The sequence below is a fragment of the Erythrobacter donghaensis genome (assembly GCF_001557325.1).
Taxonomy (GTDB): Bacteria; Pseudomonadota; Alphaproteobacteria; order Sphingomonadales; family Sphingomonadaceae; genus Erythrobacter; species Erythrobacter donghaensis_B.
The window spans coordinates 1-16,096 of record NZ_LSJS01000275.1; the positions used below are offsets into that span (position 1 = coordinate 1).

Consider the following 16,096-nt stretch of genomic DNA (forward strand, 5'->3'; position numbering starts at 1 on the left):
TCTCGATCCCGCGCACCGCGATCACCATCGCCGCGCTCGATACGCTGTGCGCGCTGGCGGCGGGCCTCGCGATCTTTCCGCTGGTTTTTGCCCATGGGCTCGATCCGGCGGGCGGGCCGGGGCTGGTGTTCGTGACGCTGCCCGTCGCCTTCGGCGGCATGCCGGGCGGGGACCTGTTCGGCGCCCTGTTCTTCATCCTGCTGGGCATTGCCGCTGTCACCTCGGCCGTGGCGCTGCTGGAGCCGATCGTGGCGACGATGGTGGAACGCGGCTTCCGGCGGAGCAGCTGCGCCACGATGCTCGGCCTCTTGTGCTGGGCCATTGGTCTTGCCAGCGTGTTTTCCTTCAATGTCTGGTCCGACGTGAGGATTGCCGGCGACGAGCGGACCATCTTCGATTGGCTCAATCTCCTCACCAGCGACATCCTGCTGCCGCTTGGGGGCATTGCGATTGCATTGTTCGTCGGCTGGGCGATGCCGCTTCGCGCGCTCGGCGGCGAAATCGACCTCGGCCCGCGCTGGCTCCGGGCATGGCGCGCACTGGTGCGCTACATTGCTCCTGCGGCGGTAGCGATGGTTTTGGTGAGCGCGCTCATGGGGGCTGCGGCATGATGCGCATGCATATCCTGATCTGGCTGACCTGCCTGCTTGGCGCATGCACGGCCAGCCAGAACCGCACTCTCGGCGAACAACGCCCTGCCATCGCCATAGTCGGTGCAAACGTGGCACCGATGACGACGAACAGCGCCGTCCTACCCGACAGCACGGTGATTATCGCGGGTGAGATCATCACCGCCATCGGCCCACGCGCGACCACACGCATTCCTGCCGGGGCGACGGTTATCGACGCCCGGGGCAAATGGCTCCTGCCTGGCCTCGCCGACATGCATGTCCACCTCGAACACATCGAGGATCCGCGCATTCTCCAGCTTTTCGTGGCGAAGGGCGTGACCACCGTACGCAACATGGATGGCCGCCCGTTCATCCTCGACTGGCGCGAGAGGGTCGCGTCGGGCGCCCTGATCGGCCCCACCATAATCACCGCCGGACCCATCCTCGATGGTGACCCGCCGCTCCGCCCGGAAAATCTGGCGGTCGCCGACGAACGCAGCGCCGCAGTTCAGGCGCGGGCGCAGATTGCCGCAGGATACGACTTCCTCAAAGTTTATGACAATCTCTCGGCCGCAGCCTATCGCACGCTCCTTTCGGAGGCGCAGGCCAATGGCCTGACCCTGACAGGGCATGTGCCACGCAGCATCAACCTTGGCGAGGCCCTCACCTCGCAGGGCATCGAGCATGTTACGAGCTTCGGCCGCTGGCTCGAGACGGACGACAGCCCGGTGCGTGGCCGCTTTCACTGGTCGAAGCTCTATCTGGCACAGCCGATCGACCGGTCCCGTATGGCGGGGCTGGCGCAGCGGGTCGCCGATGAGAAAACGTCGGTGACGCCGACCATGGTGGTTGCGGAACGCGGGCTCGGCAGCGTCGAGCAACAGGCGGGCTGGTTATCCGAGCCCGAGATGCACCGGCTTCCGGCATTCGTTCTCGAGGAATGGCAGCGCCAGACACGGGGAATGGCGGCACGATTGGAACCGGAAGACTGGGCTATTGTGGAGCAGGGGCGCGAAAACAGGCGGCTGCTGCTCGGCGCCCTCAGGAAGGCTGGAGCCCGGATCATGGCCGGAACCGACACGCCCAGCCCCTATCTTGTTCCCGGAGCCTCCCTTCACCACGAACTGGCCGCATTCGTCGACGCGGGCTTCACTCCCGGCGAGGCCATCGCGGCAGCGACGCGCGAGGCGGCGGTAGCGGTCGGGCAGGCGGGACAATGGGGCACCATCGTACCAGGAGCGCGCGCGGACTTGATGCTCGTGCGCAACAATCCCCTTGTCGATCTGGGCAATCTCCGGACGATCGAGGGCGTGATGCTGCGCGGGGCGTGGCTCGATGCCGCTGCGCGCCGCACAATGACCCAGGCCTTCGCCTCGGGCCATTAGCTGTGATGCGTTTGATCGAGGGGATCAAGCAGGCAAGTCGGAGACAGCAATGATTGAGATGTCCGAAAACGTCTTCCGATTGATCATGTGCGATCGTGACGGGAGGCCGGTCGAGCCGATCGCCGATGTATCCCCAGCTCTGAAGGAGCACTGCCGCTTATCCGCGTCGCTTTACGCCGAGGTCGGCTATGTGCATCTCCTTGCGCGTGCACGCGCCAAGCACCGCGGGAATGCCAGCCTTGGTCAACGCACCCGGATCAGCGTCCGCTTGCCCGCGAAGATGATCGACCCGTCATCCGCGATCGCGTGGCCGTTGCCCTGGTCGAGCACCCTGTCGTCGGTGCCCAGATCGACCCGCCCTGTCTCGGCCCCGGTGGCAAGATCGAGCGAGGTGTAGGCGTATCGGCTCCCGTAGCGTCCCGCGCCATAGGTCATGCAGACGCCCGCCGAGCACCCGATCGAAGGCACGCCGTTGAACAGGATCGAGGGGTTTGCCCAGACGAGGCTCAATCGGCGCTGCTGCGGCAGCCAGTCGACCCGCTGCACGCCGGTCGGGGGTGTGGCATCGGGGTTGAACCCTGCCCATTGCGCGATGATGACCGCATTGCCGAACGCAGCCGGCGAGTTCTGGGCGGTGAACCCCTCGCCGTCGGGGGTCGAGTAGGGCAGCGCCAGCACGCCGGCGACGCGCCGGTCGAGGAACTGGCCCGGGCGCGCTGGATCGGGCAGCGGGGTCCAGTCCGCGGGCGGCTCGCCGCGCCAGAAGGCGACGAGATTGTTGCGCGGCTGGTGCCCGTCGACGATCACGAAGATGCCGCTTTCGGGCGAGCCGATGAGCGTCGGCGTGGTGCCCGTGCCGGTGCACGGCAGTCCGAGTGCGACCGCCCGGGCCTCCTCCTCACGCGATCGGTCCGGCGGCACATCCTCGCAGCCCGGCCCGCGCATGTCGTAAGGCGCGCGCCAGGCGAGGCGGAATACGCTGCCGGTCCAGTCGACCGCGACCGCGAGGTTCTGCGCGGCCACGAAGATCCGACCGGTCTCGTCGATTGGAAAGGAGTTCTGGAAACTGGCTCCGCTGTCGCTCGGCAGATCGAACCCGGCGATGACCCTGCCCGCATCCAGATCGACGGCGATCAGGCGGTTCGCATCGGTGCGCACGATCAGCGTCCCGTCATAGGCCAGCGAATGATGTGCGAGCAGGCGCCCGTGAACCGCCGGATCGACCGCGATGCGGCGCCGGACCGCGAGCGGCGAAAGCGGGTCTCCGGGACGAGCATCGCCGACCAGCACGATGTTGTTGCCGAGCCTTTCGGTCACAACCGCATCGCCATTGGCACGCACGAGCAGGGCCCAGTCAAAATCGGTGACATTGCGCTCAAGCGGGAGGAAGTCGACCGTGCGCAAGCTGTCGCTGGCAATCAGGTACTTGGCGACGCCGTTGTTGGGCGTGGTCAGCACCGGCTGCGATCCGTCCGCATAGCGCGACCCGAACACGGTCCACGGCGAGACATAGGCGGGCGCGAGCGGGCGGGTCAGGGCATCCACCACCTGGGCCGTCTCAACCGCCCCCGGCCCGGTATTCGCCGAGGCCGTGGCGTAGGCGTTGGCGTGGAAGATCGGCCAATTCGATGCCGCAAGGAAGGGATTGCGCGGCGCGGGGCTGGCTGCGGGCGCGGGTGTCGGGCTCGGTGTGGCGGTGGGGGAAGGCGAGGGAGAGGGCGACCCGCCGCCGGTGGGCGGCGCCGAACCCCCGTCTTCCCCGCCGCAGGATGCTGCCGCCAGGCACAGCGCCAGTGCCGCGCCGCGCAGGGCGAGGTTCTTGCGACGCGCGATCATCGCGCGGCACTCCGATCGGCGAAGAGCCGCATCGTGCCCTGGCGCACGCCGACCACGATCGACCCGTCATCGGCGATCGCCTGCTGGTTGCCCTGGTCGGTCCACTCCTTGCCCTCGCCGAGCGGCACGTCGAGCATGATCCGCCCGGTGGCGATGTCCAGCCCGCGATAGGCATGGACGCACCCCTCGCCCCGGCCCGTGCCGTAGACCAGCCCCGTCCGCGAGGAGACGGTGGGGATGCCGTTGAAATGGGCCTCGGGGTTGGCCCAGACCAGCCGGAAGGCGCGCGCCTCCCAGTCCCAGTCGACCCGCTGCACCCCCTTGGGCGGCGTGCAATCGGGGTTGAAGCCGGCCCATTGCGCCACGAACACCGCATCGCCGAGCACGGCGGGAGAGTTCTCGGCGGTATGGCCCTCGCCTTCCGGGGTCGACAGCGGCAGGGCGATCCGCCCCGCCAGCCGCCGGTCCTGACCGGGAATACCGCGCCAGCCCGCCGGGATCGCGCCGCGCCAGAAGGCGACGAGGTTGTTGCGGGGCGCGTGACCGTCGACCATCACCACCAGGCCGCTTTCGGCATCGCCCATCAGCGTCGGCGTCGTGCCCGTTCCGGTGCAGCGCTGGCCGCGGATTGTCTTCAGTCGCTCGCGCAGGCGCGATTGGCGGCGCGGCTCGCTGCAGCCCGGCCCGCGGAAGTCGTAGGGCGCCTGCCATTCGGTGCGGAACGCCCGGCCGTCCCACCTGAGGGCGGTCAGGGCCTTCTGGGTGGTGATGAAGATCCGCCCCGTCTCGTCGTGCGCGAAGGCGTTGTGATAGGCATAGCCCGCGCCGCCTTCACCGAGCGGATGGACCGCGACCACCTGTCCCGTTGCGATCGAGATGGCGGCAATGCGGCTGTCCTCCATCAGCACGAGAATGTGCCCGTCATAGCTGACCGAGAAGTGGATCGTGATCTCGCCCGCCGACTTGGGCACGGTGATGGTACGGGCGACCACCAGTTCGCACGAGGGGCAATCGGGCCGAGCATCGCGCAGCAGCACGAACTCGTTGCGGGAGATGTTGGTGACGACGATCTCGCCATTGCGCAGCGCCGCCACGTTCCAGTCGAAATCCCAGCGGCCGCGCGGCAGCTCGAGATAGCTCACCTGCCGGAACATCGGCCCCTGCATCAGGAACTTGACGACCCCGTGCTGGGTGTTGCTGATCACGGCCTGGCTCCCGTCCGCATAGGGTGCGGGGAAGACGGTCCAGGGCGACGTCCCGTCAGCCGGATTGTCGAGCCGTGTGACCCGCACCCGGTCGCCGGGGCGCGGCGCGGGCAGGTCTCCCGATGCGGTGGCGTAGGCGTTGCGGTGGAACAACGGCCAGCTCGACCGGGCGAGATGGGGATTATCCGGCACCGCCTCCGCTGGCTCGGAGGGCTGGGATTGCAGCGGGCCGGCCAGCACCATGGCAAACAAAGCGGCGAACGATAGCAACGTCTTCATGCGATCATCCATTCGTAAGGTTGGGCGGGACGCCCCACCAGCGCGTCCCGCCCCGGAGAGAACAGGCGGTCGGATCAGCGGGGGGAGCGGACCCGCACCCACCGGCGCTGCGGGCGCGTCTCGCCGCGCGGCCCGGTGATCTGCCTGCTCCGCCCGATCGTGCGGGGCCCGACGCGGGCCGCTTCGCGCACGGCGGTGCGACTGCGGCCATCGGCGCCGGTGAGGGTTGACTGCGCCGTCACCCCCTCTCCGCGAACATAGCGGCGCGCAAAATCGCGCGTCGCCGTCCTGCCGTTCGCGCCTTGGATTGCGACGGTTCCCGACCGCCCGTCGTCGCCTGCGCTGCTCGAGCGGGTGACTGTCGCGGTGCCGCGGTCGGTCGTGACCTCCGTGCTGGCACTGCGAGGCTGCTCCTGCGCAGCAACGGGGGCGGCCAGCCATCCGGTCGCCAGCAGCGCGGCGGCGGACAGCATCATCTGTCGTGAGGGTATCATCTTGCGTCTCCATGCGAAGTTGCCATGATCTTCGTCTCAAATATTCCTGTAACGCCATGATTTCGCCGAAGGGCTTTCGTGTAACGAAGCGTTACAGCCGTTGCGGTGCAGCGCGCGGCGTAGGATGAGAGGCAGATGCAGGGGCAGCCGCATCAGATCATTGTGGTCGAGGACGATACCGAGATCAGGTCGATGCTCGTCAGCCTGCTCGCGGCGCAGAGCTGGACGTGTTCCGGCGTGGGCAATGCCGGGGATCTCGACCGCGCGATGGCCGCCGGGATGCCGCTGGCGGTGGTGCTGGACATCAATCTTCCGGGCGAGGACGGTCTCAGCATCGCCCGCCGCCTTGCCGCGCTGCCCTCTCCGCCCGCCATTCTGATGCTCACCGCCCGCAGCGAGGACATCGACCGCATCATCGGGCTGGAAATCGGGGCCGACGACTATCTCGGCAAGCCGTTCAATCCGCGCGAGCTGATCGCGCGGCTTCGCGCGCTCATGCGCCGGATGGCGCGATCGGGCGGCGAGGAAGCGGGCGAAGTGCTGCACGCTGCCGGGCTGACGATCGATGAGGGAGCACGGCGCGTCACCCGTGCCGGAGGCGAGGAGGTCAGCCTGTCGGGCGCCGAATTCGCTCTGCTGATCCACCTGGCCCGGGCGAAGGGGCGCATCCTGTCGCGCGATTACCTGCTCGATGCGATCCACGGGCGCGAGGCGGCGCCTTTCGATCGCGCTATCGATGTCCTCGTCAGCCGCCTGCGCAAGAAGATCGATGTGCCGGGACGGGATTCGCTGATCGAGGCGGTCCGCAACGCCGGCTACGTGCTGCGGGAGCCTCGCCGATGATCCGGACCGGTGGTCTGCCGCGGCTGCGCATCCTGCTGCTGATCCTGGGTCTGCTGGCCGTGGTCCAGCTGGGTCTTGCGACCTATGCCTTTCTCCAAGCCACCACCGACGGCACGCGCGGTTTCGCATTTCCCGGTCCGGAACGCCTGAGGGCTCTGGTAGCCGTCATCGAAGAGTCCGAACCCGCGCTTCGCCCGGAGATTGTCCGGGCCTTCGGCGACGGGACGCTCGATGCCGCGATCCTGCCGGGCCGGGCTGCCTTGCCCGAGGCGGATGCAAGCGAGGTGATGCCGGGCATGACAGCGGTGCTCGAAGCCTATCTCGGCACGCTGGGAAAGCGCGAGGTGATCGTCTGGATCGCACCCGACGATCCGGCGGAGGCCATCGCGCTGCGCCATGGACCTGGCAGGCTGTGGAGCCGCCATCCGCTGCGGATGGCCGTGGAGTTGCAAACCGGCGAATGGCTGCTGATCGAGACTCGCGGCAATCTCGCCCAGAAGGTGTTCGGTTTTCCCCCCGGATTGTGGGCCGGGCTGTTCGGCGTGACCCTTGCCCTCCTGTCGCTTTGGATTCTTTGGCGCAGTCTTGCCCCCCTCGGCGGGCTTGCTGCCGCCCTGGATCGCTTCTCGGCCCATCCCGTTCCCCAGCAGGTGCCTGCCAAGGGGCCCGAGGAAACCCGCCGGATCATCGATGCGGTCAACCGGATGCAGGAGGAGATCTCCACCTTCATCACCGAACGCGAGGTGATGTTCGGCGCGCTGTCGCATGATCTGCGCACCGGCCTGACGCGGCTTTCGTTGCGCATCGCGGGGATCGCGGACGAGGCGACGCGCGAAGGGGCGGAGCGCGACCTTTCCAGGATGAACGCCATCGTCGAGGATGCGCTGGTGTTTGCCCGGCTTGAAGCGCGAATGCCTGCACCTGGCGACGCGGTGACGCTTGCCGAGTTGCTGCACGAGCTGCGCCATGCCTATCCCGATCTGCCGGTGCGGGCCGACCCGCCGCCCGATATCCAGCTTGCCTGTGACGGTCCCGAACTGTTCCGGGCCCTGCAGAACCTGATCGAGAATGGCGTCGCCCACGCAGGCGGAGCGGAGCTGTCCGTCACCTGCGATGATCGGCAGTGCCGCTTCGATGTGATGGACCGCGGACCCGGCCTCGCGGGCCAGAACCGCGCCGAACTCGTCAAGCCCTTCGTCCGCGGCAAGGACGCCGCGGCCAGCAACCTTCCCGGTTCCGGGCTCGGCCTTGCCATCGTGCAGCGGATCGCGGTCCGTTCGCGAGGCCAGTTCGCGTTGCTCGACCGACCCGGCGGCGGCATGATCGCACGGCTCGAGGTGTTGCTGTGCTGATTGGTCGGCCCTTCAGGCGGGATTGCACCGGAGATATCTTCGCTTGGGCAGTGTCGGCGTGAGAGCGGGGCCATTTTTGGCAAAGGCGGTCACTGGCCATAAGCCATCAGTAGCATTGTTTAGGATCAGTCAAATGCACAGGTTCCGGGGTTCCCTTCACCCCCCGGGAGCCCGGACGCGTCCGCTTCCCCTTTCCGGAATGGATCAGTCGCCGGTTTCCGCCATCGCCTATCCCTGCTAGGGGCGGGCGCGGCGCTAGGCTGTGGCTCCCCTTCGACCGCTGCCGCGCGGTGCCGGCTGTCGGCATTGATGACCAGGCACGAGAAAGCTTGCACTTTGCGCCAAAGCTTGGATGCTGAAGCGACTTCAACCGGAAAATACATCACCTTGACCACCGAATTGACGACCGAGCGGCGGCCTGTCGGCGCACAGGCTGCCTTGCCCGAGCTCCGGCAGCTCGCCTCCCAGCTCAGACCCTTCATGAAAGTGCACGCCGGGCGCAGCGTGTGGGAGCTGGCGATCACGCTCGTCCCGTTCTTCGGCCTGCTGCTGGCGATGCTGTGGGCGACCGGCGCAGGCTACTTCGCCGCGCTGGCGCTGGTTCCGCTGGCGGGGCTGCTGCTCTTGCGGATCTTCATCATCCAGCACGATTGCGGCCACGGCGCCTTCCTCCACAAGCGTTCGAGCAACGACCGGCTCGGCCGCGCGCTGGGTATCCTGACCTTCACCCCCTATGATTGCTGGCGGCGCTCGCACACGCTGCACCATGCCTCGACCGGCAATCTCGATTCGCGCGGGTTCGGCGATGTCGACACGCTGACGGTGCGCGAGTTCCGCGCGCGCAGCTGGCTCGGGCGCCAGTTCTATCGCGTCTACCGCCACCCGGTGGTGATGCTGGGCATTGGCCCGGCCTACCTGTTCCTGCTGCGCCACCGCCTGCCGATCGGGCTGATGCGCGAGGGTGCCCAATACTGGGTCAGCGCGCTCGCCACCAACCTTGCGACCGCCGGCTTCCTCGCCGCGCTGATGGCCGCCTTCGGGATCGGCACGACGCTGCTGGTCTTCATCCCCACCGTGCTGGTCGCGGCAACGGCGGGCGTCTGGCTGTTCTACGTCCAGCACCAGTTCGAAGAGGCCCACTGGGATCGGCGCGCGGACTGGTCGTTCCACGAGGCGGCGCTCAAGGGCAGCTCGCACCTCGATCTGCCGCAGCCGCTGCGCTGGTTCACCGGCAATATCGGGATGCACCACGTGCACCACCTCGCGAGCCGCATTCCGTTCTACCGTCTGCCGAGCGTGCTCAAGGCCTTTCCGCAGCTGCGCGAGGTCAATCGTCTGACAGTGCCGCAGACCTTCCGGCCGCTCGTGCTGGCGCTGTGGGACGAGGACGGTCGCCGGCTCGTCTCCTTCCGCGAGGCTGCCCGGTTGCGGACCTAGCAGGCGGTCTGGGAATTCCTTTGGGGCCTCGGGGATAGCCTGTTACAGGCGCGCCCATGCTGACCATCGACAACCTCACCGTGCGGCTCGGCGGCCGGGCCATCCTCGAGCGTGCCAGCGCGACCGTGCCGGTGGGCGCGCGCGTCGGCCTGATCGGGCGCAACGGCGCGGGCAAGTCGACGCTGATGAAGGCGCTGATCGGCGAGATCGAGCCTGACGACGGCGAGATCTCCAAGCCCGCCCGCGCGCGCATCGGCTACATCGCCCAAGAAGCCCCGAGCGGCAGCATGACCCCGGAGGAGGTCGTCCTCGCCTCGGCCACCGAGCGTGCCGCGCTGCTGGCGGAGCTGGAAACCTGCACCGACATGGACCGCATGGGCGACGTGCACGAGCGCCTGCTCGCGATCGACGCCTACTCCGCCCCGGCGCGTGCGGCCAAGATCCTCAATGGCCTTGGCTTCGACGAGGAGATGCAGCAGCGCCCTGTCGACAGCTTCTCGGGCGGATGGAAGATGCGCATTGCCCTCGGCGCACTGCTGTTTTCCGAGCCCGACATCCTGCTGCTCGACGAGCCTTCGAACCACCTCGACCTCGAGGCGACGCTGTGGCTGGAGAACTTCCTCAAGTCCTATCCCGCAACGCTGCTGGTGATCAGCCACGAGCGCGACCTGCTCAACAAGGTGGTCGACCACATCCTGCACCTGCAAGGCGGGCAGCTGACGCTCTACCCGGGCGGCTATGATGCCTTCGAGAAGCAGCGGGCCGAGCGCGCCGCGCAGCTCGCCGCCGCCAAGGCCTCGCAGGAGGCGCAGGCGGCGCGGCTCAGGGATTATGTCGCGCGCAATTCCGCCCGCGCCTCGACCGCCAAGCAGGCGCAGTCGCGCGCCAAGATGCTCGCCAAGATGCAGCCCATCGCCGCGCTGATGGAAGACCCGAGCCTGAGCTTCGACTTCCCCAATCCGGCCGCGATGAAATCGCCGATGGTCACGCTCGAGCAGGCGGCGGTCGGCTATGGCGCTGCCCCGCCGATCCTCAAGCGGCTCAATTTCCGCATCGAGGCCGATGACCGCATCGCGCTCTTGGGCCGCAACGGCAACGGCAAGACCACGCTCGCACGGCTGCTGGCGGCGCAGCTGGTGCCCGCAGAGGGCGCGGTCAATGCGCCGGGCAAATTGAAGGTCGGCTATTTCACCCAATACCAGGTCGAGGAGCTGGCGGGCGAGGACACCCCGCTCGATCTCATGAACCGCGCGATGGAGGGCCAGTCCCCTGCCGCGGTGCGCGCCCAGCTGGGCCGCTTCGGCTTCTCAGGCCCGCGCGCGACGCAGCGGGTCGACAAGCTCTCGGGCGGCGAGCGCGCGCGCCTCGCGCTGGCGCTGATCACCCGCGATGCGCCGCATCTGCTGATCCTCGACGAGCCGACCAACCACTTGGATGTCGACGCGCGCGAGGCGCTGGTGCAGGCCTTGAACGGCTATGCCGGGGCGGTGATCCTGATCAGCCACGATCGCCACATGGTCGAGTTGACGGCGGATCGCCTGTTCCTCGTCGATGGCGGGACGGCGCGCGAATATGAAGGCAGCATGGATGATTATATCGACTTCATCCTCGGCCGGAAGCCGAAGGGCGAGGGGGTGAAGGGCACCGGCGCAGGCGTGAAACCGCCCGCTGCGAGGCCAATGGCCGAGACGCGCTATGCCCAGTCGCAACTCGACAAGGCCGAGAAGGCGCTGGCCCGCGCCGCGGCCGAAGTCGAGCGGCTCGACGCGCAGATCGTGGCCGCGAGCAGCGGCGGGCAGGGCGGCGCCAAGCTGCAGGACTTGCTCACGGCGCGCGCCAAGGCGGGCGATGCGCTGGCTGAGGCCGAAGAGGCATGGCTGGCGGCAGGAGCGGTGCTGGAGGAGCTGGAGCAGGCCTAGCGCGCGTCTCCGTCGCTCCGCGCGATGGCCCGGTCCCATTCGAACAGCCGCCCGTCGATGCGGGCCGCGGGGTCGAAGCTGACGGTTCCCGCCTCGGAATAATTCCCGCCCGCGTCGTCCTGCGCATCTGCCGACAGCAGATAGCCGCGCCACGGCCCGGTGCCGGAGTAATAGCACTCGGTCGCAAAGATGAAGGCTTCGGAGAGGTCGACGCAGGTCCGCATGACCCCGGTGCCCTCGTCGCGCCCCCGCGTCATGCGCGAGGGCGATTGCCTGACAAGGCGGCTTTGCTGGTTCTCCCGCAGGTCTGCATCGTCAATCTTCACCAGCCAGCTCGGGATCGGGTAGGTCTCGTTGTCCTTGATCTTTTCGGTCGACAGGTCGGTAGCGCCCCCGTCACGCTCCCCGATGAAGGTGGCGGTCCCGTTGAACCAGACAATCCGGACGATCCGGCTGACTTCCCGCGTCACGCCCTGACAGGCGCCGTCGACCGCGTATTCCCATTTGCGTGATAGATAGAGCGCCTGATCGCCCGAGCGGTAGAACCAGTATTCGCCCGTGGTTCGCTCGGGAAAAGCCGGAGGAATGCTGCGCGCAGGCCTGAAGGTGACCGGGGCGGGGCAAGCTTCGGGCGAGGTGACGGTAACCGTGCCGTCTTCCCCGACGATGCTGTCATCCGCGACATAGCCGTGGACGACCAGCCCCTTGACCGGCGGCGGCGGGGCATAGTCGGCGTAAAAGGAATAATCCTCGTCGCTTTCCATCCGCCACTCGGGCGGCAAGGATTCCACCTTGTCTGACGCCGCAAGGGCTGTTTGGCTGAGTATCAGGGCGCCGGTCGCGCCCAGAAGGCAGCGGGCACGGGCGAATTGAAAATTGATTGCCGTGCCAGCCATGCTCGTTTCCCAAACCCCTCAAGATGCTCGCTTCTAGCCCGCCGAGCCGGGGTGTGGCCAGAACTCCCGATGAGGCGCGTGACCGAATTAACTTGAAATTTTAGAACAATGGGCTAGATAAAAATTGCTTCACGTCGCTTGCGACGGAATTTGATCGGCGCCCTTGCGGCGTTCTTGCGCCTGGCGGACAAGTCCGGGCTGCGATGAAACCGCGACCTGCGGCCACATTTTCCCTTTCATGCAGCATGGCCTCGCAGCGGGACAGGCCCGGCTGCGCAATCCAGTTATTTGCGAAAGACTTCATGAACTTCATCACGACCGGCGCATTGATCGATCGCGCCAAGGCGATCCGCGCCGCAATGCCGCAATCCCGCCGCCACGATGCGCCGCAGCAACCCTACGCCTTCCTCACCGCCCGCGACCTGCGCGGCATGGTCGCGGCGATGGTCGATTGATGCAGGCACCACACGAACACGCGGGACATCGTCCCCCAGCAGGGAGTCCGGACATGGACATCAACCACGAATACGCCGCGCACCAATCCGCGCTGATGCGGGCCAGCAGCGCCGGATCGGCCGACCAGCGGCGCGACCAGCTCGCCAAGGCCTCGCGCATCGCCGGGCGGATCAGCGCGTTCCAGCATGAACTGGGCGCGGCAGCCGCCTGCGCGTGGAATGCGGCGCATCTCGCCGCGGCCGCCCGATAGACTGTCAGGAGATTCCACGATGAACGGATACAATGCCCCGAGCTTTCAGGACCGCGCCGCAGCCTCGAAGCAGGCCAAGCAGAAGGCGCTGGCAGCGCTGAAGGCCGCGCCGCGTCCGGATGCCGCCGACCTCGCCGAGCGTGCGGCTCGCGCTGCCGAGCGCGAGGCGCGCGCTGCCGCCAAGGCAGCCGCCGCGCGTCAGGCCCGCGAGGACAAGCAGCGGCTCGCTGACGAGCGCAAGGCGGCGGCCAAGGCCGAAAAGCTCAAGGCCGAACAGCCTGCGAAGACCGAAGCCGAGCTGAAAGCGGCCCGCGATGCGCGCTACGCCGCGCGCAAGGCCCGCAAGTAAGCGCCTCCGGCGCCCGGCAAGCGCAGGCGGTCAGCCGGTGATCGAGCCGCAGCGGGGCGAGGTGGAATTCGTTGTTGCCGGTGACCGTCTCGACAATGCCGAGCTGCGGCGCGTCGACGTCGCGGCCCTCGTTCGGAAGCGCCACCAGTTGCTCGCGGACGAGCGAGGCGGAGATCTCGGCGTTGGCGGTGTTGAGCCGTGTGATGGCGCGCGCAGCGGTGACGACGATGCCGGACTCCCGCGTTGCGCTGCGCTGGAGGATCACGCTGCGGGTGAAATTCGACCGCAGCTCCACGGCTTGCGCGGCGATCGGCGCGAAGCCGGGGGCGCTGGGAACCGAGACCTGATAGGCCCCCCGGTCGTCGCCCCGTCCCGTCGCACCGTGCCGCGCGCATAGGTCACGAGCGTGCGGGCGAGGCCGATGCTGATGCGCGCCGCCGCTTTCGCGATATTGCCTCGCCCTACTCCGCGATGCGCCTGGGCGCGGCGATGGTCTCGGCCGCGATTGCCTTGGCCGAGAAAGGCAGGCGGTGCCACTGCTTGGCTGCATAGGCGCGGGTCTGGTCGTGGGCGTGGGGGCTCGCGGGGTTGGTGGACTGGCTGTAGCTCAGGATCGCGTCGGCCACCGGCCCCTGATCGTCAAAGCCGACGATCTGGATATAGCTCGTCCCGTGGCGCGGGGTGAGGCCATTCGGCGTGGGCACGGATTCCTGCATGTTGAGGATGCCGAGCGTGCCCGGGCCGCCGTGGATCGGGATCGCCTCATTGCCCGCCATCACGTGCTGCACCTTGCCCCACGGCGCATCGAGCGGGATAGCCGCCTTGTCGAGTTCGACCACAGCCTCGGCGAGGGCGGCGAGCAGCTTTTCGCCCTTCGCCCCGTCAATGGCGAGCGCGCGGGGCGTGTTCACCGGATCGGCCGGATCGAAGGGCACCTGCCACAGGCCGGGGAGGCGCGCGGCCTTGAACCAGAAGGCGCGGAACAGTGCCGCGCCGCGGCTCGATGTCTCGAACCGGCGATCCCATTGGGTGAGGGCCACACAGCCCCGTTCCGCCGCCGCGACGAGGTTTTGCGTGGTGAGGCAGAGCACCTTGATCTCGTCGAGCGTCATGTCCGCCGCCAGGCTCTTGTTGGCGAAGGCATGGGCCTGCGCGCGCGCATGGTCGATCTTGCCGCCCGCCAGCAAGGCAGCGGTCTCGATGAAGTTCGACCGCGTGCGAAGGCTGCGCGCGGTCGCATATCTTCCGAGGATCGGCGAGAGCTGGGGGTGGGGGATCGCGGGGTTGCTGATCCAGTAGGAATCGTTCGAATTGGTCAGCCAGCTCCTGACCGTGGTCGCGGCCTGATCGCGCGCAGGCATCAGCCCGGGGACGGGCGTGCCGGGGGCCGCGTCCCAGTCGCAGGAGGCCTTGCTGCCATCGAGCAGGATCGCAAATTCGGCGAACAGGCCCGCGATCGGCGTGGCGCAGGCCTTGGCCTTCTCGGCCGAGACATTGGGCACTGCCGTCACATCGGCGTGGAGCGCATCGCCATAGCGGTCGGCGGCGATGGTGTTGACCCAGGGGATGCCGAGCGTCTCGCTGACCGCAGCCTCGACCTCGCCGACGTTCCTCGCCTCGCCGATGCGCAGCCAGGTCTCGATCCCGCGCTGGTTGCCGCGGTTGGCGTCCTTCAGCGCGAAGGCGCTCTGCGCGCTCCAGGTGATCCCGCGCGCGGGCACCACGAAGACCGGGCCCCAGCGGGTGCTGTAGAGCGTGCGGGTGACCGGCGCCTCGCCTTCGGGCATGGGCACGGTGACGGTCTGCGGGGTCATCGCCTCGCTCTTGCCGTCGACCATGTAGCGGGTGGGATCGGCCGGATCGAGCGCGAGCTGGTAGAGCGTGAAGTGCCGCGCCTCGGTGACGGTGTGCGTCCAGGCGACGTCCTTGTTGAAGCCCAATGTCGGCATCGGGGTGCCGGCGAGGCCGACGCCCATCACCTCGTAGCCGCCGGGGCCCTTCACATGCATCTGCCAGAAGCGCGCGGGGCCCTTCCACGGGAAGTGCGGGTTGCCGATCACCATCCCGCGCCCGTTCGCGGTCGCCTCGCTCCCGAAGGCCCAGCCGTTGCTGCCGATGCCGAGCTCCCTTGCGTCGGGAAGGGCGATGGCAACCTTGGGCGCGAGGCTGCCCGGGGGTGCGGCATTGGCGATCGCGGCGGCAAGGTTCAGCGAGCTTGCCAGCAGCATCTGCTTCTCGTTGAGGCGCAGCATGTCGTCGGCGGTGATGGCGCGCACCCAGGGCTTGCCGCGGCATTCGGCGGGGATTCCGTCGGCACCCGCGTCGCGCAGGAAGCGATTGTAGCCGGCGACATAGCCCGCCAGCAGATCTTGCACGCGCGGAGGGAGCGCCTTGGCACCCTCGCGCAGGGCGGGCAGATCGAGCACCGCGCGGAAGAACACGTCGGAGGAGAGGTTGTCGACCTCCTCGAAGCCGAGCACCGCCTTGGCCTCGGGGCCCCAGAAGCGCGAGCGCTCGCCTGCCACCGTGGCGAATTCCTCGGCCAGCAGGCACAGGTTGTCCTCGGCATAGGCATAGGCGACCCCGTAGCCCACGCCGCGCCAGTCGCGCGCCTCGATATGGGGGATGCCGTAGGTGGTGCGGGTGATGGTCGCGGCGTAGCGCTTGCCTGCCAGAGCCTCGCTCGCCGGCACCGTTGCCAGCACCGCCGCCGCCGCCGCTAGAGCCGAAATCCGCTTCATCATCCCTCTCCCGTGACCCGTTTGACGGTTCGGCCGAGAGACC

At 68.1% G+C, this 16,096-nt stretch carries 14 protein-coding genes and 1 pseudogene; 10 read left to right on the top strand and 5 right to left on the bottom strand.

The genetic code is table 11. The annotated features are described in order from the left end of the window. Both AX692_RS19820 and AX692_RS15860 read left to right on the top strand, forming a co-directional pair. Positions 1-611 (top strand): annotated as a pseudogene (locus AX692_RS19820) (sodium-dependent transporter); the annotation flags it as partial. Positions 612-616: 5 nt separating this feature from the next. Then, positions 617-1,996: an amidohydrolase family protein gene (locus tag AX692_RS15860; protein ID WP_196489930.1), complete on the top strand. Its 1,380-nt coding sequence runs from the start codon at positions 617-619 to the stop codon at positions 1,994-1,996. 243 nt (positions 1,997-2,239) lie between these two features. Here the strand turns inward: AX692_RS15860 and AX692_RS15865 are convergent, their stop codons facing one another. The 3 genes from AX692_RS15865 to AX692_RS15875 form a co-directional block, all read right to left on the bottom strand. Next, entirely contained in the window at positions 2,240-3,832 is a 1,593-nt protein-coding gene (locus AX692_RS15865) for a hypothetical protein (RefSeq protein WP_073975414.1), read from the bottom strand. Continuing rightward, positions 3,829-5,316: a hypothetical protein gene (locus AX692_RS15870; protein ID WP_155644835.1), complete on the bottom strand. Its 1,488-nt coding sequence runs from the start codon at positions 5,314-5,316 to the stop codon at positions 3,829-3,831. Before AX692_RS15870 ends, AX692_RS15865 begins: the two co-directional genes overlap by 4 nt. Before the next feature lie 74 nt (positions 5,317-5,390). After that, positions 5,391-5,810, bottom strand: a complete 420-nt coding sequence (locus AX692_RS15875; protein WP_155644836.1) for a hypothetical protein — start codon at positions 5,808-5,810, stop codon at positions 5,391-5,393. A 135-nt stretch (positions 5,811-5,945) separates the two neighbouring features. Here AX692_RS15875 and AX692_RS15880 point away from each other — a divergent pair, with 135 nt between their 5' ends. From AX692_RS15880 to AX692_RS15895, 4 genes are all read left to right on the top strand, one after another. Continuing rightward, the gene (locus AX692_RS15880) at positions 5,946-6,653 is read left to right on the top strand and encodes a winged helix-turn-helix domain-containing protein (protein ID WP_073975417.1); all 708 of its coding nucleotides are present in this window, start codon (positions 5,946-5,948) and stop codon (positions 6,651-6,653) included. Continuing rightward, entirely contained in the window at positions 6,650-8,005 is a 1,356-nt protein-coding gene (locus AX692_RS15885; protein WP_073975418.1) for a sensor histidine kinase, read from the top strand. The genes AX692_RS15880 and AX692_RS15885 overlap by 4 nt, the downstream gene beginning before the upstream one ends. 387 nt (positions 8,006-8,392) lie before the next feature. Next, the gene (locus AX692_RS15890) at positions 8,393-9,442 is read left to right on the top strand and encodes a fatty acid desaturase (RefSeq protein ID WP_073975429.1); all 1,050 of its coding nucleotides are present in this window, start codon (positions 8,393-8,395) and stop codon (positions 9,440-9,442) included. A 56-nt stretch (positions 9,443-9,498) separates the two neighbouring features. Continuing rightward, positions 9,499-11,361 (top strand): ABC-F family ATP-binding cassette domain-containing protein, encoded by a 1,863-nt coding sequence (locus tag AX692_RS15895; RefSeq protein ID WP_073975419.1) that lies wholly within the window; start codon positions 9,499-9,501, stop codon positions 11,359-11,361. Here AX692_RS15895 and AX692_RS15900 read toward each other — a convergent pair. After that, positions 11,358-12,152, bottom strand: coding sequence for a hypothetical protein (locus AX692_RS15900; protein ID WP_155644837.1), 795 nt, complete (start codon positions 12,150-12,152; stop codon positions 11,358-11,360). The genes AX692_RS15895 and AX692_RS15900 overlap by 4 nt on opposite strands. A 407-nt stretch (positions 12,153-12,559) precedes the next feature. On the opposite strand from AX692_RS15900, the gene AX692_RS19825 reads away from it, so the two are divergent. The 4 genes from AX692_RS19825 to AX692_RS15915 all read left to right on the top strand — a co-directional run bounded on the left by AX692_RS19825 (position 12,560) and on the right by AX692_RS15915 (position 13,659). Next, positions 12,560-12,712: a hypothetical protein gene (locus tag AX692_RS19825; protein ID WP_155644838.1), complete on the top strand. Its 153-nt coding sequence runs from the start codon at positions 12,560-12,562 to the stop codon at positions 12,710-12,712. Between the two features lie 53 nt (positions 12,713-12,765). Beyond that, positions 12,766-12,963 carry a hypothetical protein gene (locus tag AX692_RS15905; RefSeq protein ID WP_073975421.1) on the top strand — a complete coding sequence of 66 codons (198 nt, stop codon included), beginning with the start codon at positions 12,766-12,768 and terminating at the stop codon, positions 12,961-12,963. Between the two features lie 19 nt (positions 12,964-12,982). Then, positions 12,983-13,312, top strand: coding sequence for a DUF6481 family protein (locus AX692_RS15910; RefSeq protein ID WP_073975422.1), 330 nt, complete (start codon positions 12,983-12,985; stop codon positions 13,310-13,312). A gap of 74 nt (positions 13,313-13,386) precedes the next feature. After that, a complete protein-coding gene (locus AX692_RS15915) occupies positions 13,387-13,659 on the top strand; it encodes a hypothetical protein (protein ID WP_155644839.1) in 273 nt (90 codons plus the stop codon). A 114-nt stretch (positions 13,660-13,773) separates the two neighbouring features. Here AX692_RS15915 and AX692_RS15920 read toward each other — a convergent pair whose 3' ends face one another. Next, positions 13,774-16,053, bottom strand: a complete 2,280-nt coding sequence (locus AX692_RS15920) for a penicillin acylase family protein (protein WP_073975430.1) — start codon at positions 16,051-16,053, stop codon at positions 13,774-13,776. Positions 16,054-16,096 lie beyond the last annotated feature (43 nt).

Coding starts and splice junctions, on each gene's coding strand:
- AX692_RS15860 (WP_196489930.1), top strand. CDS start 617: ATGCATATCCTGATCTGGCTGACCTGCCTGCTTGGCGCATGCACGGCC.
- AX692_RS15865 (WP_073975414.1), bottom strand. CDS start 3,832: ATGATCGCGCGTCGCAAGAACCTCGCCCTGCGCGGCGCGGCACTGGCG.
- AX692_RS15870 (WP_155644835.1), bottom strand. CDS start 5,316: ATGAAGACGTTGCTATCGTTCGCCGCTTTGTTTGCCATGGTGCTGGCC.
- AX692_RS15875 (WP_155644836.1), bottom strand. CDS start 5,810: ATGATACCCTCACGACAGATGATGCTGTCCGCCGCCGCGCTGCTGGCG.
- AX692_RS15880 (WP_073975417.1), top strand. CDS start 5,946: ATGCAGGGGCAGCCGCATCAGATCATTGTGGTCGAGGACGATACCGAG.
- AX692_RS15885 (WP_073975418.1), top strand. CDS start 6,650: ATGATCCGGACCGGTGGTCTGCCGCGGCTGCGCATCCTGCTGCTGATC.
- AX692_RS15895 (WP_073975419.1), top strand. CDS start 9,499: ATGCTGACCATCGACAACCTCACCGTGCGGCTCGGCGGCCGGGCCATC.
- AX692_RS19825 (WP_155644838.1), top strand. CDS start 12,560: ATGAACTTCATCACGACCGGCGCATTGATCGATCGCGCCAAGGCGATC.
- AX692_RS15905 (WP_073975421.1), top strand. CDS start 12,766: ATGGACATCAACCACGAATACGCCGCGCACCAATCCGCGCTGATGCGG.
- AX692_RS15910 (WP_073975422.1), top strand. CDS start 12,983: ATGAACGGATACAATGCCCCGAGCTTTCAGGACCGCGCCGCAGCCTCG.
- AX692_RS15920 (WP_073975430.1), bottom strand. CDS start 16,053: ATGAAGCGGATTTCGGCTCTAGCGGCGGCGGCGGCGGTGCTGGCAACG.